This is a genomic window from Streptomyces sp. NPDC054872 (genome assembly GCF_053610705.1).
In genome coordinates this window covers 288,836-313,179 of record NZ_JBSGYY010000001.1, presented here as the reverse complement: position 1 = coordinate 313,179, position 24,344 = coordinate 288,836, and the positions used below count along the sequence as shown (strand labels likewise).

Annotated in this window: 22 protein-coding genes; 20 read left to right on the top strand and 2 right to left on the bottom strand. The window is 70.7% G+C overall.

What is annotated here, in order from left to right:
- Window positions 1-40: 40 nt before the first annotated feature.
- Window positions 41-1,018, bottom strand: coding sequence for a 2-dehydropantoate 2-reductase (locus ACWGIH_RS01345; protein ID WP_453443773.1), 978 nt, complete (start codon window positions 1,016-1,018; stop codon window positions 41-43).
- A 226-nt stretch (window positions 1,019-1,244) separates the two neighbouring features.
- Here ACWGIH_RS01345 and ACWGIH_RS01340 point away from each other — a divergent pair, with 226 nt between their 5' ends.
- The 4 genes from ACWGIH_RS01340 (at window position 1,245) to ACWGIH_RS01325 (ending at window position 4,573) form a co-directional block, all read left to right on the top strand.
- A complete protein-coding gene (locus ACWGIH_RS01340; RefSeq protein WP_453443775.1) occupies window positions 1,245-2,579 on the top strand; it encodes an OFA family MFS transporter in 1,335 nt (444 codons plus the stop codon).
- Complete coding sequence (locus ACWGIH_RS01335; RefSeq protein WP_453443776.1) at window positions 2,548-2,691, top strand: MFS transporter small subunit; 144 nt, start codon at window positions 2,548-2,550, stop codon at window positions 2,689-2,691. The genes ACWGIH_RS01340 and ACWGIH_RS01335 overlap by 32 nt, the downstream gene beginning before the upstream one ends.
- A gap of 122 nt (window positions 2,692-2,813) precedes the next feature.
- A complete protein-coding gene (locus ACWGIH_RS01330) occupies window positions 2,814-3,761 on the top strand; it encodes a beta-ketoacyl-ACP synthase III (protein WP_453443777.1) in 948 nt (315 codons plus the stop codon).
- Between the two features lie 131 nt (window positions 3,762-3,892).
- Window positions 3,893-4,573: a GntR family transcriptional regulator gene (locus tag ACWGIH_RS01325; protein ID WP_365816007.1), complete on the top strand. Its 681-nt coding sequence runs from the start codon at window positions 3,893-3,895 to the stop codon at window positions 4,571-4,573.
- A gap of 4 nt (window positions 4,574-4,577) precedes the next feature.
- Here ACWGIH_RS01325 and ACWGIH_RS01320 read toward each other — a convergent pair whose 3' ends face one another.
- A complete protein-coding gene (locus ACWGIH_RS01320; protein ID WP_453443779.1) occupies window positions 4,578-4,742 on the bottom strand; it encodes a hypothetical protein in 165 nt (54 codons plus the stop codon).
- A 185-nt stretch (window positions 4,743-4,927) separates the two neighbouring features.
- Between ACWGIH_RS01320 and ACWGIH_RS01315 the strand changes: the two genes are divergently transcribed.
- The 16 genes from ACWGIH_RS01315 to ACWGIH_RS01240 all read left to right on the top strand — a co-directional run bounded on the left by ACWGIH_RS01315 (window position 4,928) and on the right by ACWGIH_RS01240 (window position 24,231).
- Window positions 4,928-6,109, top strand: a complete 1,182-nt coding sequence (locus ACWGIH_RS01315; RefSeq protein ID WP_453443781.1) for an ROK family protein — start codon at window positions 4,928-4,930, stop codon at window positions 6,107-6,109.
- Window positions 6,110-6,277: 168 nt separating this feature from the next.
- Window positions 6,278-7,795, top strand: coding sequence for a sugar ABC transporter ATP-binding protein (locus ACWGIH_RS01310; protein WP_453443782.1), 1,518 nt, complete (start codon window positions 6,278-6,280; stop codon window positions 7,793-7,795).
- Entirely contained in the window at window positions 7,792-8,811 is a 1,020-nt protein-coding gene (locus tag ACWGIH_RS01305) for an ABC transporter permease (protein ID WP_453443784.1), read from the top strand. The genes ACWGIH_RS01310 and ACWGIH_RS01305 overlap by 4 nt, the downstream gene beginning before the upstream one ends.
- 57 nt (window positions 8,812-8,868) lie before the next feature.
- Window positions 8,869-9,918, top strand: a complete 1,050-nt coding sequence (locus tag ACWGIH_RS01300; RefSeq protein ID WP_451212399.1) for a substrate-binding domain-containing protein — start codon at window positions 8,869-8,871, stop codon at window positions 9,916-9,918.
- A gap of 48 nt (window positions 9,919-9,966) precedes the next feature.
- Window positions 9,967-11,193: a Gfo/Idh/MocA family protein gene (locus ACWGIH_RS01295; protein ID WP_453443786.1), complete on the top strand. Its 1,227-nt coding sequence runs from the start codon at window positions 9,967-9,969 to the stop codon at window positions 11,191-11,193.
- Between the two features lie 37 nt (window positions 11,194-11,230).
- A complete protein-coding gene (locus ACWGIH_RS01290) occupies window positions 11,231-12,232 on the top strand; it encodes a sugar phosphate isomerase/epimerase family protein (RefSeq protein ID WP_453443788.1) in 1,002 nt (333 codons plus the stop codon).
- A gap of 217 nt (window positions 12,233-12,449) precedes the next feature.
- Window positions 12,450-14,963: a PQQ-dependent sugar dehydrogenase gene (locus ACWGIH_RS01285; protein ID WP_453443790.1), complete on the top strand. Its 2,514-nt coding sequence runs from the start codon at window positions 12,450-12,452 to the stop codon at window positions 14,961-14,963.
- 18 nt (window positions 14,964-14,981) lie between these two features.
- Window positions 14,982-16,367 (top strand): ThuA domain-containing protein, encoded by a 1,386-nt coding sequence (locus tag ACWGIH_RS01280; RefSeq protein ID WP_453443791.1) that lies wholly within the window; start codon window positions 14,982-14,984, stop codon window positions 16,365-16,367.
- 100 nt (window positions 16,368-16,467) lie between these two features.
- Window positions 16,468-17,637 (top strand): inositol-3-phosphate synthase, encoded by a 1,170-nt coding sequence (locus tag ACWGIH_RS01275; protein WP_453443793.1) that lies wholly within the window; start codon window positions 16,468-16,470, stop codon window positions 17,635-17,637.
- Window positions 17,634-19,031, top strand: coding sequence for an SCO3242 family prenyltransferase (locus ACWGIH_RS01270; protein ID WP_453443795.1), 1,398 nt, complete (start codon window positions 17,634-17,636; stop codon window positions 19,029-19,031). The genes ACWGIH_RS01275 and ACWGIH_RS01270 overlap by 4 nt, the downstream gene beginning before the upstream one ends.
- Window positions 19,028-19,225 carry a hypothetical protein gene (locus ACWGIH_RS01265; RefSeq protein WP_453443797.1) on the top strand — a complete coding sequence of 66 codons (198 nt, stop codon included), beginning with the start codon at window positions 19,028-19,030 and terminating at the stop codon, window positions 19,223-19,225. Before ACWGIH_RS01270 ends, ACWGIH_RS01265 begins: the two co-directional genes overlap by 4 nt.
- Window positions 19,222-20,157: a sugar phosphate isomerase/epimerase family protein gene (locus ACWGIH_RS01260; RefSeq protein ID WP_453443799.1), complete on the top strand. Its 936-nt coding sequence runs from the start codon at window positions 19,222-19,224 to the stop codon at window positions 20,155-20,157. The genes ACWGIH_RS01265 and ACWGIH_RS01260 overlap by 4 nt, the downstream gene beginning before the upstream one ends.
- On the top strand, window positions 20,154-20,837 hold the full coding sequence (locus ACWGIH_RS01255; RefSeq protein ID WP_453443800.1) for an EboA domain-containing protein: 684 nt from the start codon (window positions 20,154-20,156) through the stop codon (window positions 20,835-20,837). The genes ACWGIH_RS01260 and ACWGIH_RS01255 overlap by 4 nt, the downstream gene beginning before the upstream one ends.
- Window positions 20,837-21,685, top strand: coding sequence for a TatD family hydrolase (locus ACWGIH_RS01250; protein ID WP_451212419.1), 849 nt, complete (start codon window positions 20,837-20,839; stop codon window positions 21,683-21,685). Before ACWGIH_RS01255 ends, ACWGIH_RS01250 begins: the two co-directional genes overlap by 1 nt.
- 3 nt (window positions 21,686-21,688) lie before the next feature.
- Window positions 21,689-22,858 carry a metabolite traffic protein EboE gene (eboE, locus tag ACWGIH_RS01245; RefSeq protein ID WP_453443802.1) on the top strand — a complete coding sequence of 390 codons (1,170 nt, stop codon included), beginning with the start codon at window positions 21,689-21,691 and terminating at the stop codon, window positions 22,856-22,858.
- Window positions 22,855-24,231, top strand: coding sequence for an alkaline phosphatase family protein (locus ACWGIH_RS01240; protein WP_453443804.1), 1,377 nt, complete (start codon window positions 22,855-22,857; stop codon window positions 24,229-24,231). Before eboE ends, ACWGIH_RS01240 begins: the two co-directional genes overlap by 4 nt.
- Window positions 24,232-24,344: the final 113 nt, after the last annotated feature.

The following is a 24,344-nucleotide window of genomic DNA, read 5'->3' as shown; positions in this document are numbered from 1 at the left end:
CCAGGTGTTCTCGCTCATGGCGCGCTCCTCGTGTTCCCGCTCATGCCGCGCTCCTCATGCGGTCGGCCAGCAGATCCGAGATGGCGTGGACGGTTCGGAGCGTCGGCACCGGGACCCCGGTGATCTCCGCGAGCTCCACGACGGCCGCGAGCAGCACGTCGAGTTCAAGGGGTTTGCCGCGCTCCAGGTCCTGGAGCGTGGAGGTGCGGTGGTCACCGACGCGCTCGGCGCCCGCCAGGCGCCGCTCCACGGAGATGTCCGGGCGGCAGCCGAGCGCCGCGGCGACGGCGAGCGTCTCGTTCATCATGATCTCGATGACGCGGCGCGTGCCGCCGTGCAGACACATCTCTCGCATGGTGGCGCGGGAGAGCGCGCTGATCGGGTTGAAGGAGATGTTGCCGAGCAGCTTGATCCAGATGTCGCCGCGCAGCTCGGGTTCTACGGGGCACTTCAGGCCGCCCGCGTGCATGGCCTCGCTGAAGGCGAGACAGCGCTCGGAGCGCGATCGGTCGGGTTCGCCGACGGAGAACCGCGTGCCCTCCAAGTGCCGTACGACGCCGGGGCCTTCGAGCTCGGTCGCCGCGTACACCACACAGCCGATGGCCCGCTCGGGCGCGATCACCGCACTGACCGCGCCCTCGGGGTCCACGCTGCTGACGCGATGGCCGTCGTGCGGGCCGCCGTGCCGGTGGAAGTACCACCAGGGGATGCCGTTCTGCGCGGCCACGACCGCCGTGCTGTCGTGCAGGAGCGGCTCGATCAGCGGCCCGCACGCCGCGTACGAGTTGGCCTTCAGGCCCAGGAAGACGTAGTCGACGGGGCCGATGTCGGCCGGGTCGTCGGTGGCGTGGGCCCGCGCGGTGAAGTCGCCGCGCGGGCTGTGGACTCGTACTCCGTGCTGCCTCATGGCCGCCAAATGCGGTCCACGGGCGACGAGATGGACGTCGGCACCGGCGCGGTGCAGCGCGGCTCCGACGTAGGCGCCGATCGCACCGGCGCCGAGGACTGCGACTTTCACGGTGGCGCGCTCCGTTCGGTTGAGGGATCCGAAGAAGGCTCGGGGTCGACATCGCATGGGGCCGGCGAGGCGAGGGTCCGCCCTCGGATGCCATGACTGTCGATGGAATATTGTCTACAGTATGGAAGTTGGGCCAGCAAGGGGTTGCGCGCCACATTGCATACCGTCGACGGAATCTCGCGTGCCTCTTCCCAACTCCCCTCCCGGCTTCCTACTGTTCGGGATCATGAGGCCCCCCGTCGCACCCCCGGGATGGAGCCGCTGGCTCGTACCGCCCGCCGCACTGTCCGTACACCTCTCCATCGGCCAGGCCTACGCCTGGAGCGTCTTCAAACCCCCACTGGAATCAGCACTCCACCTCAGCGGCACCCAGAGCGCGCTCCCCTTCCAGCTCGGCATCGTGATGCTCGGCCTCTCGGCGGCCTTCGGCGGCACCCTCGTCGAGCGCAACGGCCCGCGCTGGGCCATGACGGTCGCCCTCGTCTGCTTCTCCTCCGGCTTCCTGATCGCGGCACTCGGCGCGGCGATCAGCCAGTACTGGCTGATCGTCTACGGCTACGGCTTCGTCGGCGGCATCGGTCTGGGCATCGGCTACATCTCGCCCGTGTCGACACTGATCAAGTGGTTCCCGGATCGTCCCGGCATGGCGACCGGCATCGCGATCATGGGCTTCGGCGGTGGCGCGCTCATCGCGTCTCCGTGGTCCGCGCAGATGCTGGACTCCTTCGGCTCGGACAACGACGGCATCGCCCTCGCCTTCCTCGTGCACGGCCTCACGTACGCCGTCTTCATGTCGCTCGGCGTGTTCCTGGTGCGGGTGCCGCGTACGGAGGGGGCGCGGACGCCCGGTGCCCCCGGTGTGCTCGACGGACCGCAGGTGTCCGCGCAGGCGGCCGTGCGGACCCCCCAGTTCTGGTGCCTGTGGCTCGTGCTCTGCATGAACGTGACCGCGGGCATCGGCATCCTGGAGAAGGCGGCGCCGATGATCACCGACTTCTTCGCCGACACCTCGACACCGGTGTCGGCCGCCGCGGCGGCGGGTTTCGTGGCCCTGCTCTCCGCGGCGAACATGGCCGGACGCATCGGCTGGTCGTCGACGTCGGACCTGATCGGCCGCAAGAACGTCTACCGCGTCTATCTGGGCGTCGGCGCGCTGATGTATCTCCTGATCGTCCTCTTCGGGGACAGCTCGAAGCCGCTCTTCATCGTCTGCGCGCTGGTGATCCTCTCCTTCTACGGAGGCGGGTTCGCGACGATCCCCGCGTATCTGAAGGATCTGTTCGGGACCTACCAGGTCGGCGCGATCCACGGCCGTCTCCTCACGGCCTGGTCGACGGCGGGCGTTCTCGGCCCGCTGATCGTCAACTGGGTCGCCGACCGCCAGGAAGAGGCGGGCAAGAGCGGGGCGGGGCTCTACGGCCTCTCCCTCACGATCATGATCGGACTGCTTGTCGTCGGCTTCGTGGCGAACGAGTTCGTCCGCCCTGTCCACGCCCGCCACCACATCCCCGCCCCGAGGGAGGCAGCCCATGACGGCACCGACCAGCACGCCGCCAAGTGATCCGCCCCGCCGCCGGGCGCTGATCGTCGCCGCCTGGGCCTGGGTGGGGGTTCCGCTCGCATATGGGGTGTATGAGCTCGTACACAAGGCCACCCAGCTCTTCACCGGGTGACGTGATGATGAGAAGTTGCCAAACCCATCGCCCGATTCCTGTCGCTTTACGCGTCCTGTTACTGGTGAGTCGCTGAGCAGACTGGACGGTCCCGCATCTCCGGCAACAAGGGGGACCCGTTCATGCACGGCTCACGCATCGCCGCCGTCGGCCACTACCAGCCCGCCAAGATCCTGACCAACGAGGATCTGGCGGGCATGGTCGACACGAGCGACGAGTGGATCCGCTCCCGCGTGGGCATCCGCACCCGGCACATCGCGGGACCCGACGAGCCGGTCGACGAGCTCGCCGCGCACGCGGGGGCCAAGGCCGTCGCCGCGGCGGGCCTGGCGCCCGACGCCATCGACCTGGTCCTGGTCGCCACCTCCACCGCGATCGACCGCTCGCCGAACATGGCGGCGCGGGTGGCGGCCCGCCTCGGCATCCCCTCGCCGGCCGCCATGGACATCAACGTGGTCTGCGCGGGCTTCACGCACGCGCTCGCCACGGCCGACCACGCCGTACGGGCCGGGGGCGCCACCCGTGCCCTGGTGATCGGCGCGGACAAGATGTCGGAGGTCGCCGACTGGACGGACCGCACCACATGCGTGCTGGTCGGGGACGGTGCGGGCGCGGCCGTCGTCGAGGCGTGCGGCCCGGGCGAGGAGCCCGGCATCGGACCCGTGCTCTGGGGCTCGGTGCCCGAGATGGGCAACGCCGTCCGGATCGAGGGCACGCCCCCGCGGTTCGCGCAGGAGGGCCAGAGCGTCTACCGCTGGGCGACGACGCAGCTGCCGCCGCTCGCCCGCAAGGCCTGCGAGCGGGCCGGTCTCACCCCGGCGGACCTGGCGGCGGTCGTCCTGCACCAGGCCAACCTGCGCATCATCGAGCCGCTCGCCGAGCGGATCGGCGCGGTCAACGCGGTCGTCGCGCGCGACGTCGTGAACTCCGGCAACACCTCGGCGGGCAGCATCCCGCTCGCCCTGTCCAAGCTGGTGGAGCGCGGCGAGATCAACCACGGGGACCCGGTGCTGCTCTTCGGCTTCGGCGGGAACCTGTCGTACGCGGGCCAGGTCATCCGCTGCCCGTAAGGCGGCGGGACCGCCGTCGGCGCGGCGGGACACCGCGCGTCGAGCGGTGTGACCGGAACGACTCCCCCTGGCGCTGGCCATTGTGCTCAGTAGACTGTAGACAAAAGGCAATCGTCGAGGAGGGGACCGCGATGTTGTCCACAGGACTGCCGCAGGGGGCGGTGCCCAAGCTGGAACGCCCTGGTCCGCTCCGGGAGCGGGTCTACGAAGCGCTGCTCGAACTCATCACGACCCGCGCGCTCCAGCCGGGCCAGCACCTCGTGGAGAGTGAACTGGCCGGGCACCTCGGGGTGTCGCGGCAGCCCGTGCGCGAGGCGCTGCAGCGGCTCAACACCGAGGGCTGGGTCGATCTGCGGCCCGCCCAGGGCGCGTTCGTGCACGAGCCCACCGAGGAGGAGGCGGACCAGCTGCTCACGGTCCGCACGCTCCTGGAGGCGGAGGCGGCCCGGCTCGCCGCGGCCAACACGGGCACCGCGGGGATCACCGCCCTGGAAGAGCTGTGCGACAAGGGCGAGAAGGCCGTCGCCGACGGCGAGGTGGACCTGGTGGTGGCCACGAACGCGGCCTTCCACGCCAAGGTCATGGAGCTCGCCGGCAATGTCGTCCTCGCCGAACTCGCCGGACAGGTGGACCGCCGTGTGCGCTGGTACTACACGCCGGTGGCCCGTCAGCGCGGCAAGCAGTCCTGGATCGAGCACCGCAGGCTGATCGCGGCGATCGCCGAGCGCGACGAGGGCCGGGCCACGGAGATCATGCGCGCGCACACCGAGCACACCCGCGAGACCTACCATCGGCGCGACCGCGACGCGTGACGCGTCAGCCCCGCCGGTCCGCCAGGACCGCCTGGGTCCGCGTGGTCTGCCCGGCGAGGCGCCCTTCGTCGTCGTGGACCTCGGTCCGTACGACGACGAAGGAGCCGCCCACGTGCGGCGGGCGAGCCACGGCGCGGGCGCCGCCCGCCGTGCACAGCCCGGAGGTCATGCGCGGGACACGTCTGTCCGCCCCTTTGTCCTGTGACTGGAGAAAGTCATGGGTAATTCGTGCGCAACTTCTTCCCACTCCCGGCAGGCGCTGCTACGTTCCCCTCGAAAGCCCGGAGAGAAGAACGAACGCCGGGCGTGATGGCATGAGTTGCCCGATGAGGCGGGGAGGGGCGCGTGAGACGTATGACGGCTCGACCCGCCAATGCGCACCAGGCGCGACTGCTGCGACTGCTGCGTGACGGAGGGCCCAACTCCCGTGCCCAGCTGGGCGATCAGGTCGACCTCTCGCGGTCGAAGCTGGCCGTCGAGGTGGACCGGCTCCTGGAGACCGGACTCGTGGTCGCCGACGGACTCGCCGCCTCGCGCGGCGGCCGCCGCTCCCACAACATCCGCCTGGCCCCCGCCCTCCGCTTCCTCGGTGTGGACATCGGCGCGACCTCGGTCGACGTAGCGGTGACCAACGCCGAGCTGGAGGTCCTCGGCCACATCAACCAGCCCATGGACGTGCGCGAAGGCCCCGTCGCCGTCTTCGAGCAAGTCCTCGCCATGGCGGCCAAGTTGAAGGCATCCGGGCTCGCGGAAGGGTTCGACGGCGCCGGCATCGGCGTCCCGGGTCCCGTCCGCTTCCCCGAGGGGGTGCCGGTCGCCCCGCCGATCATGCCGGGGTGGGACGGCTTCCCCGTACGGGAGGCCATCAGCCAGGACCTGGGCTGTCCCGTCATGGTCGACAACGACGTGAACCTGATGGCGATGGGGGAACAGCACGCGGGCGTCGCACGCTCCGTGGGTGACTTCCTCTGCGTCAAGATCGGCACCGGCATCGGCTGCGGGATCGTCGTCGGCGGCGAGGTCTACCGAGGGGTGACCGGCAGCGCGGGCGACATCGGCCACATCCAGGTCGAACCGGACGGGCGGCCCTGTGCCTGCGGCAACAAGGGCTGTCTCGAGGCGTACTTCAGCGGTGCGGCACTCGCCCGCGACGCGGAGGACGCCGCAGGTCAAGGGCTCTCCCAGGAGCTCGCGGCCCGCCTGGAAGCCGCCGGGAAGCTCAGCGCGGTCGACGTCTCCGCGGCGGCCGCCGCCGGTGACGCCACCGCACTCGACCTCATCCGTGCGGGCGGCAACCGCACCGGGCAGGTCATCGCGGGCCTCGTCAGCTTCTTCAACCCGGGCCTCGTGGTGATCGGCGGCGGTGTGACCGGCCTCGGCCACACGCTGCTCGCCGCCATCCGCACCCAGGTCTACCGCCAGTCGCTGCCCCTGGCGACCGGCAACCTCCCCATCGTCCTGGGGGAGTTGGGGCCGACCGCAGGCGTCATCGGCGGCGCCCGGCTCATCAGCGACCACCTGTTCTCACCGGCCTGACGGCCGGTCCGTAGGAACCCGATCGAACCAGCGCGCACCCCGCACCTCCACCTCGAAACATCCCACCCAGCACAGCGCCCTGCTCTGCCCTGCCCGAAATCGTCGGCCTTCCCCAAGCTCTCGGCTGCGCTCGAGCAGGGGATACCCCAGTCGCCCAAGGGAACCGTCATGGCACCAGAACCACCGCTGCTCACCATGTCCGGCATCACCAAGTCGTTCCCCGGCGTCCGCGCCCTCGACGGCGTCGACCTCCAGGTCCAGGCCGGCGAAGTGCATTGCCTGCTCGGCCAGAACGGCGCCGGGAAATCCACGCTCATCAAGGTCCTCGCCGGGGCCCACCAGCCCGACGACGGCGAGATCACCTGGCGCGGCGAGCGCACCGCGCTCAAGTCGCCGATCGCCGCCATGCGCCTCGGTATCGCCACCATCTACCAGGAGCTCGACCTGGTGGAGGGCCTGTCGGTCGCCGAGAACGTCCACCTCGGACATGAACCGACGACGGCGGGTTTCGTGGTGCGCGGCAAGGACGCCAAAGCATCAACTGGTGCTCTGCTCAAGCGACTTGGGCATGGGGAGATCGATCCGGGGACGCTTGTCGGTGATCTCTCCGCCGCCCAGCAGCAGATCGTGTCCATGGCCCGCGCGCTCTCCCACGAAGTGCGCCTGATCGTCATGGACGAGCCGTCCGCAGCCCTCGACCCCGACGAGGTCGACAACCTCTTCCGCATCGTCGGTGATCTCACCGCGGACGGCGTCGCCGTCGTCTACATCTCCCACCGTCTCGAAGAGATCCGCCGCATCGGCGACCGCGTCACCGTCCTCAAGGACGGCCGCGCGGTGGCGGTCGGACTTCCCGCCAAGGAGACCCCGACCCGCGAGGTCGTCGCCATGATGACCGGCCGCAACGTCGAGTACGTCTTCCCCGACCGGCCCGTGGAACCACCGCTCGCCGAACCGGTGTTGACGGTCCGTGGCCTCGCCCGCGGCGGCGAGTTCGAGCCCCTCGACCTCGATCTGCGCCCCGGCGAGATCGTCGGCCTGGCCGGTCTCGTCGGCTCCGGACGCTCCGAGATCCTGGAGACGATCTACGGCGCGCGCAAGCCGTCGGCAGGTCAAGTAACCATGAGCGGCAAGACGTTGAAGCCCGGAAGCGTGCGAGCAGCCGTCCGCGCCGGTCTCGGGCTCGCCCCCGAGGAGCGCAAGGCGCAGGCCCTGCTGATGCTGGAGTCCGTCACCAACAACGTGTCGGTCTCCTCCATGTCCCGTTTCTCGCGCGGTGGTTGGCTCGACCGCGGCGCCGAGCGGAAGGCCGCGCAGAGCGCGACCCGCGAGCTCTCGCTGCGCCCCGACAACCCCACCGCTCCCGTGCGCACGCTCTCCGGCGGCAACCAGCAGAAGGCCGTACTGGCCCGCTGGCTGCTCCGCGGCTGTCGCGTCCTGCTGCTCGACGAGCCGACCCGCGGCGTGGACATCGGCGCCCGCGCCGAGCTGTACTCCGTGATCCGCAGGCTCGCCGACGACGGCCTCGCCGTCCTGCTCGTCTCCAGCGAAGTGCCCGAAGTCCTGGGCCTCGCCGACCGTGTCCTGGTCCTTCGCGAGGGCCGCGTCGTCCATACGGCGCCCGCCCGTGACCTCGACGAACACCGCGTACTCGACCTCGTACTCGAAGGGAGCCCGGCGTCATGACGCAGCCCGCATCGCCGCCACGGCCCGCCGCATCGAAGAGTCAACCGGCGGACGGCACAAGCCCGTTGCGGACCGTCGTCGCACGTGCCGACGTGCGGACGCTGTCCCTGCTCGGGGTGCTCGCCGTCCTGATCCTGATCGGCGGCATCACCCAGCCCGACTCGTTCCTGGACACCGACAACGTCCAGCTGATCCTCACCCAGGCGTCCGTCATCGGCGTCGTCACGGTCGGCATGACCTTCGTGATCATCTCCGGCGGCATCGACCTGTCCGTCGGCGCGATCGTCGCCCTCGCCTCCGTCTGGGCGACGACGGTCGCCACCCAGGAGTACGGCTTCGCGGGCATCCTGTTCACCGCGGTGATCGTCGGCATGGCCTGCGGCCTCGTCAACGGCATGCTCATCGCGTACGGCGGCATGGTGCCGTTCATCGCGACGCTCGCCATGCTGGCCGCGGGCCGGGGCCTCGCGCTGGAGATCACCGACGGCAAGACCCAAATGGTCACCGTGGACAGTGTGCTGAAGCTCGGCGAGCGCGACTCCTACATCCTCGGCATCCCGCCGCTCGTGCTGGTCTTCGCGGCCGTCACCGTCGTCGGCTGGCTGCTGTTGAACCGCACCACCTTCGGCCGGCGCTCGGTCGCGGTCGGCGGCAACGCGGAAGCGGCCCGCCTCGCCGGCATCGACGTACGCAGGCAGCGTCTCTATCTCTACCTGCTCTCCGGCCTCTGCTGCGGCATCGCGGCCTTCATGCTGATCATCCTCTCCGGGTCGGGCCAGAACACCAACGGCAACCTCTACGAGCTCGACGCCATCGCCGCCGCGATCATCGGGGGCACCCTGCTCAGCGGCGGCCGGGGCACCATCATCGGCTCCGTGCTCGGCGTACTGATCTTCATCACGATCCAGAACATCTTCGCGCTCAACAACCTGGAGACCGCCGTCCAGCAGATCGCCAAGGGGGCGATCATCGTCGCCGCGGTGCTCGTCCAGCGACGTACGGCCTCAACTCATTGACGCGTTGCCTCATTTGATCCCCGATCCCTGACCCGCAGACCCGAAGGGTTCACCGCCATGCCAGACACATCCCCATTCGCGAGCCGCAGAGGACTGCTCTTCGGAGCCGCCGCCCTGTCGACCGGTGCCCTCATCACGGGGTGCACCAGCAATGAACCCAAGGACGAGGGTTCCGACAGCAAGGACCAGCCGGTCGCCGACGACAAGCCCGGCAAGGAGGTCACCATCGGCTTCGCGGGTCCGCAGGCCGACCACGGCTGGCTCAACGCGATCAATGACAACGCCAAGGAGCGGGCGAAGAAGTACTCGGACGTCACGCTCGAGTCCACCGAGGGATCGAACGACACCGCCGCCCAGATCGGCCAGGTCGAGACGTTGATCAACAAGAAGGTCGACGTCCTGGTGATCCTGCCGGCCGACGGCAAGGCCCTCACCCAGGTCGGCCTGAAGGCCATGAAGGCGGGCATCCCCGTCGTCAACCTCGACCGGGTCTTCGCGTCGCCGCAGGCCTACCGCTGCTGGATCGGTGGCGACAACTACGGCATGGGTCTCAACGCCGGGCACTACATCGGCGAGAAGCTCAAGGGCAAGAAGAACGCCAAGGTCGTCGAGCTCGCGGGCCTCGACAACCTCGAGCTGACGAAGCAGCGCTCCAAGGGTTTCGACGACGCCCTGAAGAACTACTCGAACATCGAGAAGGTCGCCCGGCAGGCCGCCGAGTTCACCGTCGAGTCGGGACAGCAGAAGATGTCCCAGCTCCTGCAGGCCCAGAAGAACTTCGACGCCCTGTGGAACCACGACGACGACCAGGGCGTGGGCGCCCTGCGCGCCATCAAGCAGGCGGGCCGCGACGACTTCCTGATGGTCGGCGGCGCCGGTGCGCTCTCCGCGATGCAGGCCATCGAGTCCGACGACAGCGTCCTCAAGGCCACCGTGCTCTACCCGCCGACGATGGCGGCCTCCGCGATCGACCTGGCGCGTGCGCTCGGCCAGGGCAAGGGCGTCAGCGGGATGGCCGAGTTCGAGATCCCGGCCTTCATCACGCTCTACTCGGCCGTGGTCGACAAGGAGAACGTCGGCAAGTACATGTCCACCGGCTTCAAGTGATCCGCGCGTCCGCACCCCCCACCGAGCATTTACGAGGAGGAGTACCGCATGCGTGAGACGGAACACGAGGCCGGGACAGGGAAGCGGCCCCTGGGAGTGGGCATGGTCGGATACGCCTTCATGGGCGCCGCCCACTCCCAGGGCTGGCGCACTGTCGGACGCGTCTTCGACCTGCCGGTGCAACCGGTCCTGTCGGCGGTCTGCGGACGCGACGCCGTCGCCGTGCGTGCCGCGGCGGACCGCCTCGGGTGGGCGACGGCGGAGACCGACTGGCGCGCCCTCGTGGCCCGTGACGACATCGATCTCATCGACATCTGCACCCCCGGCGACAGCCATGCGGAGATCGCGATCGCGGCGCTGGACGCGGGCAAGCACGTGCTGTGCGAGAAGCCCCTGGCGAACACCGTCGAGGAGGCCGAGGCGATGGTCGAGGCCGCCGAGCGGGCCCGTGCGCGGGGGCAGGTGGCGATGGTCGGCTTCAACTACCGCCGGGTCCCCGCGCTCGCCCTGGCCCGGCAGATGGTCGCCGACGGCCGGCTCGGCACGCTGCGGCACGTCCGGCTCACCTACCTCCAGGACTGGCTGGTCGACCCCGGCTTCCCGCTCACCTGGCGGCTGCGCAAGGACCGTGCCGGTTCGGGTGCGCTCGGCGACCTGGGCGCGCACATCGTGGACCTCGCGCAGTTCCTGGTGGGGGAGCCGGTGGCGGGCGTCTCGGCGCTGACGGAGACGTTCGTACGGGAGCGTCCGCTGCTCGACGGGGCGTCGAGCGGGCTCACCGCGGAGGGAGGCGGCGCGCTCGGTCAGGTCACGGTGGACGACGCGGCGGTCTTCACCGGACGCTTCCCTTCGGGTGCCCTCGCCTCCTTCGAGGCGACCCGTTTCGCCGCGGGCCGCAAGAACGCCCTGAAGCTCGAACTCAACGGCTCCGAAGGGTCGTTGTCCTTCGACCTGGAGCGCCTGAACGAGCTCTCCTTCCACGACCACACGGAGCCGGCCGCGTCCTCGGGCTTCCGCCGCATCCTGGTGACCGAGCCGGGCCATCCGTACCTGGAGGCCTGGTGGCCGCCGGGGCACGGACTCGGCTACGAGCACACGTTCGTGCACCAGGCGCGCGACCTGCTGCACGCGGTCGCCACCGGCGAGCAACCCGAGCCGTCCTTCGCCGCGGGTCTCTCGGTGCAGCGGGTGCTCGCCGCGGTGGAGGAGAGCGCGGCGAAGAACTCGGTCTACACCCCGATCGCGTCCGCACCCGTCTCTTCCCTCTCCGCCTGATCACTTTCCTGAACGCCTGACTGAGGAGGCCCGGTCAATGCCCCGCGACTTCACGCTCTTCACCGGCCAGTGGGCCGACCTGCCGCTGGAGGAGGTCTGCCGGCTCGCCCGCGACTTCGGCTACGACGGCCTCGAACTCGCCTGCTGGGGCGACCACTTCGAGGTCGACAAGGCGCTGAGCGACAGCTCCTACCTGGACTCGCGCCGTCAGCTCCTCGACAAGTACGGCCTCAAGTGCTGGGCCATCTCCAATCACCTGGTCGGGCAGGCCGTCTGTGACGCGATCATCGACGAGCGGCATCAGGCGATCCTGCCCGCCCGCATCTGGGGCGACGGGGACGGCGAGGGCGTACGGCAGCGGGCCGCCCGCGAGATGGAGGACACGGCGCGCGCGGCGGCCGCCTTCGGCGTCGACACGGTCGTCGGCTTCACGGGCTCGGCGATCTGGCATCTGGTGGCGATGTTCCCGCCCGCGCCGGAGTCGATGATCGAGCGCGGCTACGACGACTTCGCCGAGCGCTGGAACGCGATCCTCGACGTCTTCGACGTACAGGGCGTGCGCTTCGCCCATGAGGTGCACCCCTCGGAGATCGCGTACGACTACTGGACGACGCAGCGCGCCCTGGAGGCGGTCGACCACCGCCCGGCGTTCGGCCTGAACTTCGACCCCTCGCACTTCGTGTGGCAGGACCTGGACCCGGTCGGCTTCCTCTACGACTTCCGGGACCGCATCTACCACGTCGACTGCAAGGAGGCCCGGCGCCGCCTGGACGGCCGCAACGGACGCCTGGGCTCGCACCTGCCGTGGGGCGACCCGCGCCGCGGCTGGGACTTCGTGTCGGCCGGCCACGGGGACGTCCCCTGGGAGGACGTGTTCCGGATGCTGCGCTCGATCGCGTACGAGGGTCCGGTCTCGGTCGAGTGGGAGGACGCGGGGATGGACCGCCTCCAGGGGGCGCCCGAGGCGCTGAAGAGCCTCAAGGCGTTCGACTTCGAGCCGCCGACGGCGTCGTTCGACGCGGCGTTCGGCGGGAACTGAGCCGCCACGAGCGGCAGTGGCGCGGAGCCACTTTGTCCTGGACAAGGAAAAAGCTGAACTTCATTGCTGTGCAAGGGCTTTCCGTCCAAGACAAACGTGGCTACCGTCCCTGATGTGTACAGGACATGAAACCTTCCGGGGTGACGGCGCACCCCGGCGCCCAGCGCCCGCTTCGCACCACACCCGCGTACGACCGTCCCCCTTCCGGAGGAACTCCGTGCACAGGAAACGCCTCAGACTCCGTAACACCCGCAGCCTTCGCAAGACCCTCGCGCTCTTCACCGGCACCTTGCTGGCCGGTGCCACCCTCAGCCTCACCGCCCCCACCGCGAACGCCGCCGACCCGGAGGCCGTCCGCGCCGCCCAGGCCCAGGCGGACAAGGCGGCCACCGGGAAGGCCGCCGCGGCCGAGGACTTCCAGCAAGTCACCCTCGCCAAGGGTGAGCCCGAGACCGGCGAGCCCATGACACTCGCCGTCCTGCCCGACCGTTCCGTCCTGCACACCTCCCGCGACGGAACGCTCCGCCTCACGGACGCCGCGGGCAACACCAAGATCGCGGGCAAGATACCGGTCTACACGCACGACGAAGAGGGCCTCCAAGGCGTCGGCCTCGACCCGAAGTTCAGCGAGAACCGCGCGATCTACCTCTACTACGCGCCCCCGCTCGACACCCCCGCCGGCGACGCCCCGGAGACCGGCACCGCCGAGGACTTCAAGAAGTTCGACGGCGTCAACCGCCTCTCCCGCTTCGTCCTGAAGACCGACGGCACCCTCGACAACGCCAGCGAGAAGAAGGTCCTCGACGTCCCCGCGAGCCGCGGCATCTGCTGCCACGTCGGCGGCGACATCGACTTCGACAAGGACGGCAACCTCTACCTCTCGACGGGCGACGACTCCAACCCCTTCGCCTCGGACGGCTTCTCGCCGCTCGACGAGCGCGCTGACCGCAACCCTGCCTTCGACGCCCGGCGCGGCGCGGGCAACACCAACGACCTGCGCGGCAAGATCCTGCGCATCAAGGTCGCCGACGACGGCTCGTACACCGTCCCGGACGGCAACCTCTTCGCACCGGGCACGGACAAGACCCGTCCCGAGATCTACGCGATGGGCTTCCGCAACCCCTTCCGCATGAGCGTCGACAAGCCCACCGGAACGGTCTACGTAGGTGACTACGGACCCGACGCCGGCGCGGCCGACCCCAAGCGCGGCCCCGCGGGCCAGGTCGAGTTCGCCCGCGTCACCAAGCCGGGCAACTTCGGCTGGCCCTACTGCACCGGCAAGAACGACGCCTACATCGACTACGACTTCGCCACGCAGACCTCCGGCGCCGCCTTCGACTGCGCCGCGCCGAAGAACGATTCCCGGTACAACACCGGCCTGACCGACCTGCCGGCCGCGCAGGAAGCCTGGATCCCGTACGACGGAGGCTCCGTCCCCGAGTTCGGCTCCGGCTCCGAGTCCCCGATGGCGGGCCCCGTCTACCGCTATGACGCCGCCAACACCTCCCCGGTGAAGTTCCCCGAGGCGTACGACGGCGACTTCTTCGCCGGCGAGTTCGGACGGCGCTGGATCAAGCGCATCGAGCACGGCGCGGACGGCACCGTCCAGTCCATCAACCCCTTCCCGTGGACCGGCACGCAGATCATGGACATGGAGTTCGGCCCCGACGGCGCGCTGTACGTCCTCGACTACGGCACGGCCTGGTTCGGCGGCGACGAGAACTCCGGCCTCTTCCGCATCGAGAACGCCACGGACGGCCACTCACCGGTCGTCGAGGCCAGCGCCTCCGTGACCAGCGGCCAGGCCCCGCTCACGACCAAGTTCACCGCGAAGGCCACGGACGCCGACGGCGGCACCCTGACCTACGCGTGGGACTTCGGCGACGGCGGCAAGTCGACCCAGCAGAACCCCACGTACACGTACAAGAAGAACGGCGTCTACACCGCGACCGTGACCGTCAAGGACTCCACCGGGCGCACCGGTTCCGCCAGCGCGCACGTCACCGTCGGCAACACCGCGCCCAAGGTGACCCTGGAACTCCCGGGCGACGGGCAGCTGTTCACCTTCGGCGACAAGATCCCCTTCAAGGTCAAGGTGACCGACAAGGAGGACGGCCCGATCGACTGCACGAAGGTCAAGGTCACCCACATCCTCGGCCATGACAGCCACGGTCACCCGGTGACCTCGGCCAACGGCTGCGAGGGCACCCTCCAGACGTCCGCGGACGGCGAGCACGACCCGAACGCCAACATCTTCGGGGTCTTCGACGCCGAGTACACCGACAAGGGCGCCAACGGCCAGCCCGCGCTGACCACCCACGACCAGAACGTCGTCCAGCCCAAGCACCGCCAGGGCGAGCACTACAACGACTCCAAGGGCATCTCCGTGGTGAACCACACCCCGGCACACGGAGGCAAGACGGTCGGCGAGATCAACAACGGCGACTGGATCTCCTTCAAGCCCTACATCCTCGGCAACGTCACCAAGCTGACCGCGCGCGTCGCGTCGGCCGGCCAGGGCGGCACGCTCGAGGTCCGCAGCGGATCGGCCACCGGCAGGCTCCTGGGCAAGGCCAAGGTCGCACCCACCGGCGGATGGGAGACGTACGCGGATGTGAGCACCGCCATCAGCAAGGCGCCCAAGAACACGACGACGCTCTTCCTGGTCTTCAAGGGCAAGGGCTCCGGAGCCCTGTACGAGGTCGACGACTTCACCTTCACCACGCGCTGAGGAAGGGGTCACCCCACCATGCGGGCATCCGCACGCATCACCATCGCCACCGCTACGGCCGCCTTGCTCATCGGCTGCGTATCGGGCCCCGCGGCCTCCAGGCCGGAACCCTCCGGTGCTGTGCCGTCGGGTTCGGTGGCGGGCGAGAAGGTCCTGGTCTTCTCGAAGACCGCGGGCTTCCGCCACGACTCGATCCCCGAGGGCATCACGGCCCTCAAGGAGCTGGGCACGGCGAACGGCTTCACGGTCGACGCCACCGAGGACGCCAAGGCCTTCACGGCCAAGAACCTCGCGCGGTACGACGCGGTGATCTGGCTCTCCACGACCGGCGACGTCCTCGACGGCAAGCAGCAGGCGGCGTTCGAGGGCTACATCAAGAAGGGCGGCGGGTACGTGGGCGTGCACGCCGCCGCCGACACCGAGTACGACTGGCCCTTCTACGGCGGACTCGCGGGCGCGTACTTCCAGTCGCACCCCGCGATCCAGCCCGCGAAGGTGCAGGTCGAGGACCATGGGCACCCGGCCACGGCACATCTGCCGGGGACCTGGGAACGGACCGACGAGTGGTACAACTACCGCTCCAACCCCCGTGACCGCGCCCATGTCCTGGCCTCACTCGACGAGTCGTCCTACTCGGGCGGCTCCATGTCGGGCGACCATCCCATCGCCTGGTGCCAGGACTATCAGGGCGGCCGCTCCTTCTACACGGGCAGCGGCCACACCAAGGAGTCCTTCGCCGATCCCGCGTTCCGCACCCATCTGCTCGGCGGAATCCGCTGGGCGGCGGGTGCGGCACAGGCCGACTGCCGGCCGGAGAAGGGCTACACGCCCGTCTTCGACGGCACGGCGAAGTCCCTCGAGGCCTGGAAGCAGGCGGGTCCCGGATCGTTCGAACTGAACGAGAAGGACGGGACCCTGACGACCGTCGGCGGCATGGGCATGCTCTGGTACGACGGGGCGAAGGAGCTCGGCTCCTACTCCCTCAAGCTGGACTGGCGCATGGACGGCGACGACAACTCGGGGATCTTCGTGGGCTTCCCGCCCTCCGACGACCCCTGGTCGGCCGTGAACAACGGCTATGAGATCCAGATCGACGCCACCGACGTCCCGGAGAAGACCACGGGATCCGTCTACGGCTTCAAGTCCGCCGACCTGAAGAAGCGCGACAAGGCGCTGAATCCGGCGGGGGAGTGGAACACGTACGAGCTCCGGGTCGAGGGCGAACGCCTTCGGATCTACCTCAACGGAGTGAAGATCAACGACTTCACCAACACGGATCCGGCGAGGAGCCTCAAGGACGGTCACATCGGCATCCAGAACCACGGTGCCGAAGACCAGGTCTCCTTCCGCGACATCCGGGTGAAGGACCTGCCGGCCCGCACCGCGTCCGGCGTGGGCCGCTAGACGGCGGCGGGCGGAGGACGCCGGACCTCCGCCCGCCGTCTTATCCCCGTCCGTCGTCCCATCCCCCGCGGGTTCGCCGCGTGTACGACAGGAGGCAGCCATGTCCAACTCTTCCTCTCCTGGTTCTTCTGGTTCACCCGGCTCTTCGGGTGGCGGGCCGACCGGGGTGTGGCTGATCGGAGCGCGCGGTTCGGTCGCCACGACGGCCGTCGCGGGGTGCGCTGCCGTGACGGCCGGGCTGCACCCGCCGACCGGCATGATCACCGAGACCCCGCCGTTCGCGGACTGTGGTCTGCCAACGTTGTCGTCGCTCGTCTTCGGCGGCCACGACACCGTGGAGTGCCCGCTGCCCAAACGTGCGGAGCAGCTGGCCGCCGGGGGCGTGCTCCCGCACGGCGTCCCCTCGGCGGTGGGCGCCGAACTCGCCGCGGCGGACGCGGAGATCCGCATGGGCGGGCCGCGCCGCGGGGACTTCGACACCAGGACGGACGAGGAACTGATCGAGTCCTTCGCCGCCGACCTCCGGGACTTCGTACGACGCCGGGGGCTCGCCCGTGCGGTGGTGGTGAACGTGGCATCCACCGAACCGGTGCCCGCGGAGGGCGCGGGGCGACTGCCCGCCAGCTCCCTCTACGCGGCGGCGGCGCTGCGGGCGGGCTGCCCCTACGTGAACTTCACCCCGTCGGCGGGCCTGCACCACCCGGCACTCGCGTCCACGGCGTCCTCGTCCGGGCTCCCTCACGCGGGCCGGGACGGCAAGACGGGCCAGACCCTCCTCCGCTCGGTCCTCGGCCCGATGTTCGCCCAGCGTGCGCTGGCCGTCCGCGCCTGGTCCGGCACGAACCTCCTGGGGGGCGGCGACGGCGCCGCCCTCGCGGACCCGGCCGCGGCCGCGGCGAAGAACGCGGGCAAGGAACGGGTCCTCGCCGACACGCTGGGCTCCGCCCCGGAGGGCGAGGTCCACATCGACGACGTCCCGTCGCTCGGCGACTGGAAGACCGCCTGGGACCACATCGCGTTCGACGGGTTCCTCGGCGCGCGGATGGTCCTGCAGACGACCTGGCAGGGCTGCGACTCGGCCCTGGCGGCGCCTCTGATCCTGGACCTGGCCCGCCTGGCGGCCCGCGCCCACGAGGTGGGGCTGACCGGCCCGTTGGGCGAGCTCGGCTTCTACTTCAAGGACCCGGACGACGGCTCCTCGTCGGCGTTGGCCGAGCAGTACGAGGCGCTCGTGGGCTTCGCGTCGCGGCTGCGGGGGGTGAGTGCGTGAAGGGCACTGATCCCGGAACCACCGGCGGCACTTCACTGGGGACGGGCCGCGACTGGGCCGAACTGCTGCGCGTCTCCGCCCTGTTCACCGTCCCGGGCGACGCCTTGGCCGGTGCGGCGGCGACGGGCCTTGCCCCCAACCGCCGCACTCTCCTGGCCATCGCCGCCTCCCTCTCCCTCTACGAAGCGGGCATGGCCCTCAACGACTGGGCGGACCGGGAGGAGGACGCGGTCGAACGCCCGCACCGTCCGCTGCCGTCCGGCCGCATCGCTCCACCGGTCGCACTCGGCGCGGCGGCGGCTCTGACCGCGGGGGGCCTCGCACTCGCCGCCGCCGCGGGCCGCCCGGCTCTGGCGGTGGCGGGCGCCCTGGCGGCCACGGTATGGGCCTACGACCTGGGCCTGAAACACACCCCGGCAGGCCCGGCCGCCATGGCAGCGGCTCGCTCCCTCGATCTGCTGCTGGGGGCGGCGGCTACTTCCGCGTCGGCGGCGGGGGCGATGTCGGCGCCGTCGGCAGGGGCGGCGGGTGCTTCTGCGTCGTCGACGGGGGTGCTGTCGCCGGTGTCGGTGGGGGCGGCGGCTACTTCTGCGTCGTCGATGGGGGTACTTTCGCGGCCGTCGGTGGGGGTGCCGAGCGCCGGTCTGCGGGGTTCGGGTCCAGCTCTTCGTGCTGCCGTGCCCACCGCCCTCGTTCTTGGCGCCCACACCCTCGCGGTGACCGCGGTCTCACGCCGCGAGGCGCAGGGCGGCTCGACGGCCGCACCCCTGGCCGCACTCGCCGCGACAGCCGCGCTCACGCGACTGCTTGTCCCGAGCGGGGGGATCGGGGGCGGCAGCCGTGGTTCCGCCGACAGCGGGACGAGCGGAGGGAACTGGGGCGGCCGCCGTGGTTCCGCCGTCTCCGGCTCGAGCGGAGGCACCGGCTCGAGCGCCCACACCGGTACGAGCGCCGGCATCGGCGCCTCCCGACTCCCGGCAGACCGCGGCGGAGCAGCCACCCGCGGTCTGCCGGGCTTCACCCCGAGGGTGGCGTCACGGGGCCGCCCGGTGGCGCAGGCGGTGGGACAGACGTGGGGCCGAGCCTGGCACCCCGGCGGCGTGACCGGCCTCGCCTCGGGGCGGTCCGGAAGCGCCTGGCGGGCCGGAGCTCGCGGTGCCGTCCAGGCCGCGCTAGCCGTCACCTACGCGGCTACCGCGGCGCGGCCCCTTTTCCACGCCGCGCTCAACCCGTCGCCCCAGCTCACCCAGCGGGCCGTGGGCGGAGGCATCCGAGCCATGATCCCGCTCCAGGCCGCGCTCTCCGCCCGCACCGGCGCCCTGGGCCCCGCCCTCCTGACCGCCGCACTGGCCCCGGCGGCCCGCAAGTTCGGCCGGAAGGTGAGCGTCACATGACGGAGACGACGGACCGGACAGACGTCCCGCAGCTTGCTCCGGGCCCCTTCCGCTTCGGCTACGGCACCAACGGCGTGACAGGCGTGACAGGCCCGACCGGCGTGCGGCTCGACGGCGCCCTGGGCCCCGCCCTCCTGACCGCCGCACTGGCCCCGGCGGCCCGCAAGTTCGGCCGGAAGGTGAGCGTGACATGAGGGAGACCACGGACCGGACAGACGTCCCGCAGCTTGCTCCGGGCCCCTTCCGTTTTGGCTACGGCACCAATGGCCTGACCGACCTACGGCTCGATGACGCCCTCGGCCTCCTCGCCGACCTCGGCTACGCCGGCGTCGGACTCACCCTCGACCACATGCACCTCGACCCCCTCGCCAGCGACCTCGCCACCCGCACCCGCCACGTGGCCCGCAGCCTGGAACGCCTCGGTCTGACCGTGACGATCGAGACCGGCGCCCGCTATGTGCTCGACCCGCGCCGCAAGCACGGCCCCTCCCTCCTCGACCCCGACCCGGACGCACGCGCCGCCCGTGTCCGCCTGCTGATCCGTGCCGTCCAGGTCGCCGCCGACCTCGGCGCCCACGCCGTGCACTGCTTCAGCGGCATCACCCCCGAAGGCGCCCCCGAGGACACCGCCTGGCAGCGGCTCGCCGAAGCCCTCGGCCCGGTCCTCGACGCCTCGTCCGGCGCCGGCGTGCCCCTCGCCATCGAACCCGAGCCCGGCCACCTCCTCTCCACCCTCGCCGACTTCCACCGGCTCCGCCATGAACTGGGCGACCCCGAGAACCTGGGCCTCACCCTCGACATCGGCCACTGCCAGTGCCTCGAACCGCAGTCACCCGCCGACTGCGTACGCGCCGCCGCACCCTGGCTGCGGCACGTCCAGATCGAGGACATGCGCCGCGGCGTGCACGAACACCTCCCGTTCGGTGACGGCGAGATCGACTTCCCGCCCGTCCTCGAAGCACTGGCTTCCACCGGCTACCGGGGCCTCACCGTCGTCGAACTGCCCCGCCACTCCCACGCGGGCCCACAACTCGCCTCCCACTCCATCGAGTTCCTGCACAAGGCGGCCACCGAAGCGACCCGCACAGCGCCGATCCCGACCCCGGCCGGAGGAGGAACCCCATGACCGAAGCCCCCGTCATCGACGACCTCCGCACCCGTCTGGAGGCCGCTCTCCCCGGCGCCGCCCGCGCCTGGCTGGACCAGGCCACCGCGGAGGCCGCCGCCCACCGCGGCCGGCCGGCCCAGAGCACCACCCCCACCTGGGAGCTTCGCTTCGCCGAAGCCGGACGCCGCTGCGGCCAGGACCACGCCGACGCCGCCCGCGTACTGCTCCTGCACGCCGCCGGAGCGGACCCGGCCACCCTCACCCGCGTCTACGAGCAGGGCACCGCGGCCGAACGCCGCGCCGTCCTGCACGCCCTGCCCCACCTGGTCCCGGGCCCCGAGGCGCTGCCCCTGGTCGAGGATGCCCTGCGCACCAACGACACCCGGCTCGTCGCCGCCGCCGTCGGCCCGTACGCCGCCCGGCACCTCCCCCCGCACGACTGGCGTCACGCGGTCCTGAAGTGCCTGTTCACCGGCGTCCCCGTGGAAGCCGTCGCCGAACTCGACCGCAGGGCCACCGCCGACGCCGAGCTCGCCCGCATGCTCGGCGACTACGCCGGCGAACGCACCGCCGCCGGCCGCACCGTCCCCGGCGATCTGCACCGCGTCCTGGCCCTGACCGCTCCTACGGCCCCCTCGGCCGCAGTGGCGCCCCCGGCCCCCACGACCCCTTCCACCGGCGAGGAGCAGGAGTCCTGATGCGCATCTTCGACCCCCACATCCACATGACGTCCCGTACCACCGACGACTACCAGGCCATGTACGCCGCAGGCGTCCGCGCCGTCGTCGAGCCCGCGTTCTGGCTGGGCCAGCCCCGCACCTCGCCCGCCTCCTTCTTCGACTACTTCGATTCGCTCCTCGGCTGGGAGCCCTTCCGCGCGGCCCAGTACGGCATCGCCCACCACTGCACCATCGCCCTCAACCCCAAAGAGGCGAACGACCCCCGCTGCACCCCCGTCCTCGACGAGCTGCCCCGCTATCTCGTCAAGGACAACGTCGTGGCCGTCGGCGAGATCGGCTACGACTCCATGACCCCCGCCGAGGACGCCGCGCTCACCGCCCAGCTCCAGCTCGCCGCCGACCACGAACTGCCCGCGATGGTCCACACCCCGCACCGCGACAAGCTCGCGGGGCTGCGCCGCACCCTCGACGTCGTCAGGGAGTCCGCGCTGCCCCTGGACCGGGTCCTCGTCGACCATCTCAACGAGACCACGGTCAAGGAGGCCAAGGACAGCGGCTGCTGGCTCGGCTTCTCCGTCTATCCCGACACCAAGATGGACGAGGACCGGATGGTGGCCATCCTGCGCGACCACGGGCCCGAGCGGGTCCTGGTCAACTCGGCCGCCGACTGGGGCAAGAGCGACCCGCTCAAGACCCGCAAGGTCGCCGACGCCATGCTCGCCTCCGGATTCAGCGAGGACGACGTCGACCTGGTGCTCTGGCGCAACCCCGTCGCCTTCTACGGACTCAGCGGCCGCCTCGCGCTCGACGTCACGGACACCGAAGGCACCCACGAGGGCAACTCCATCCTTCGCGGCGGGGAGTGAGACATGCGCTTCCGGCACCCCGACGGCAGCGTCGTCCACCTCGCCTACTGCACCAACGTCCACCCCGCCGAGACCCTCGACGGCGTCCTCGCCCAACTCCGCGACCACTGCGAGCCCGTACGCAAACGGCTCGGCAGGGACCGCCTCGGCATCGGCCTGTGGCTCGCCAAGGACGCCGCGCGCGCCCTGGTCACCGATCCGGCCGCGCTGCGTGGCCTGCGCTGCGAACTCGACCGGCGCGGCCTCGAGGTCGTCACCCTCAACGGCTTCCCGTATGAAGGGTTCGGTGCGGAAGAGGTCAAGTACCGCGTCTACAAGCCGGACTGGACCGACCCCGAGCGGCTGTCCCACACGACCGACCTGGCCCGGCTCCTTGCCGCCCTCCTCCCGGACGACGTCACCGAGGGCACCATCTCCACCCTTCCCCTCGCCTGGCGCACCCCGTTCGACACCACGCACGCCGAGGCCGCCCGCACCGCACTCACCGCGCTCGCCCAACGCCTCGACGCGCTCGCGGAGCTGACCGGCAAGTCGATCCGCATCGGACTCGAACCGGAGCCGGGCTGCACCGTGGAGACCACGGGCGACGCGATCGCCCCCCTCACCGCGATCGGCCACGACCGCATCGGTGTCTGCGTCGACACCTGTCACCTCGCCACCTCCTTCGAGGACCCGCGGACCGCGCTCGACGCGCTCGCCGTCGCGGGCATCCCCGTCGTCAAGTCCCAGCTCTCCGCCGCCCTGCACGCCGAACACCCCCATCTCCCCGCGGTCCGCGAGGCCCTCGCCGCCTTCGACGAACCCCGCTTCCTGCACCAGACCCGCACCCGCACCGCGGAAGGACTGCGCGGCACCGACGACCTCGGTGAATCCCTCGCCGGTGACGCACTGCCCGAGATGGCGCCCTGGCGCGCCCACTTCCACGTCCCCCTGCACGCGCCTCCCGCGCCGCCCCTCACCTCCACGCTCCCCGTACTCAAGGACACCCTCGCCCTCCTGGTCGGCGGCCCCGACCCCCGCACCCGGCATCTCGAGGTCGAGACCTACACCTGGCAGGCGCTGCCGCCCGAGCTGCGCCCGCGCTCCCGCCCCCAGCTCGCCGACGGCATCGCCGCCGAGCTCACCCTCGCCCGCGATCTCCTGACGGACCTCGGCCTGAAGGAACTGCCATGAGCCCCACACCCCTCCTCGTCCTGGACGTCGTCGGCCTCACCCCCCGTCTCCTCGACCACATGCCGCACCTCAAGTCCCTCGGACAGTCCGGCTCCCGGGCCCCGCTCGGCACGGTCCTGCCCGCCGTCACCTGCGCCGCACAGTCCACCTTCCTCACCGGCACCACGCCCGCCGAGCACGGCATCGTCGGCAACGGTTGGTACTTCCGCGAACTCGGCGACGTACTCCTGTGGCGCCAGCACAACGGACTCGTCGCCGGCGACAAACTGTGGGACGCCGCCCGTCGCGCGCACCCCGGCTACACCGTCGCGAATATCTGCTGGTGGTACGCCATGGGCGCCGACACCGACATCACCATCACCCCCCGTCCCGTCTACTACGCCGACGGCCGCAAGGAACCCGACTGCTACACCCGGCCCCCGGCCCTGCACGACGAACTCACCGAAAAATTCGGTACGTTCCCCCTGTTCCACTTCTGGGGCCCCGGCGCCGACATCGTCTCCAGCCGCTGGATCGTGAACGCCACGCGTCACATCATCAGCACCCGCCACCCCGACCTGGCCCTCTGCTACCTCCCGCACCTCGACTACGACCTGCAGCGCTTCGGTCCCGACGACCCGCGCTCCCATCAGGCCGCCGCCGAACTCGACGCGACCATCGCCCCCCTCCTCGACGAGGCGAAGGCCGAGGGCCGCACCGTCGTCGCCCTGTCCGAGTACGGCATCACGCGCGTGGACCGCCCCGTCGACATCAACCGCGCCCTGCGCCGTGCCGGTCTGCTCGAAGTGCACACGCAGGACGGCATGGAGTACCTGGATCCCATGACGTCGCGCGCCTTCGCCGTCGCGGATCACCAGATCGCCCACATCTACGTGCGCAGGCCCGAGGACCTGGAGGTCACACGCCAGGCACTCGCCGACCTGCCCGGCATCGAGCAACTCCTCGACGACGAGGGCAAGAAGGCCCACCACCTGGACCACCCGCGCTCCGGCGAACTCGTCGCCGTCGCGGAGCCGGACGCCTGGTTCACGTACTACTACTGGCTCGACGACGACCGCGCGCCCGACTTCGCGCAGCTCGTCGAGATCCATCGCAAACCCGGCTACGACCCGGTCGAGCTCTTCATGGATCCCGAGGACCCCTACGTCCGCGTCAAGGCCGCGTCCGCGCTGGCCCGCAAGAAGCTCGGCATGCGCTATCGCATGGCGGTCGTGCCCCTGGACGCGTCACCTATTCGAGGCAGCCACGGCCGCCTTCCCCTGAGCGACGACGACGGTCCGCTCATCATCAGCTCCACCCCCCATGCGTTTCCCGACCGGATCGCGGCCACCGCCGTGAAATCCCTCCTCCTCGACCTGGCCGGCCTGGGCTGAGACACACCTCGCCCCACCACCCGCCCGGTCAGGAGCAGTTACAGAGAGTGAAACACACGTCACTGACAACACGCCAGTGGCATCCGCCCGCAGGTCGAAGAGCCCAAGAGAGG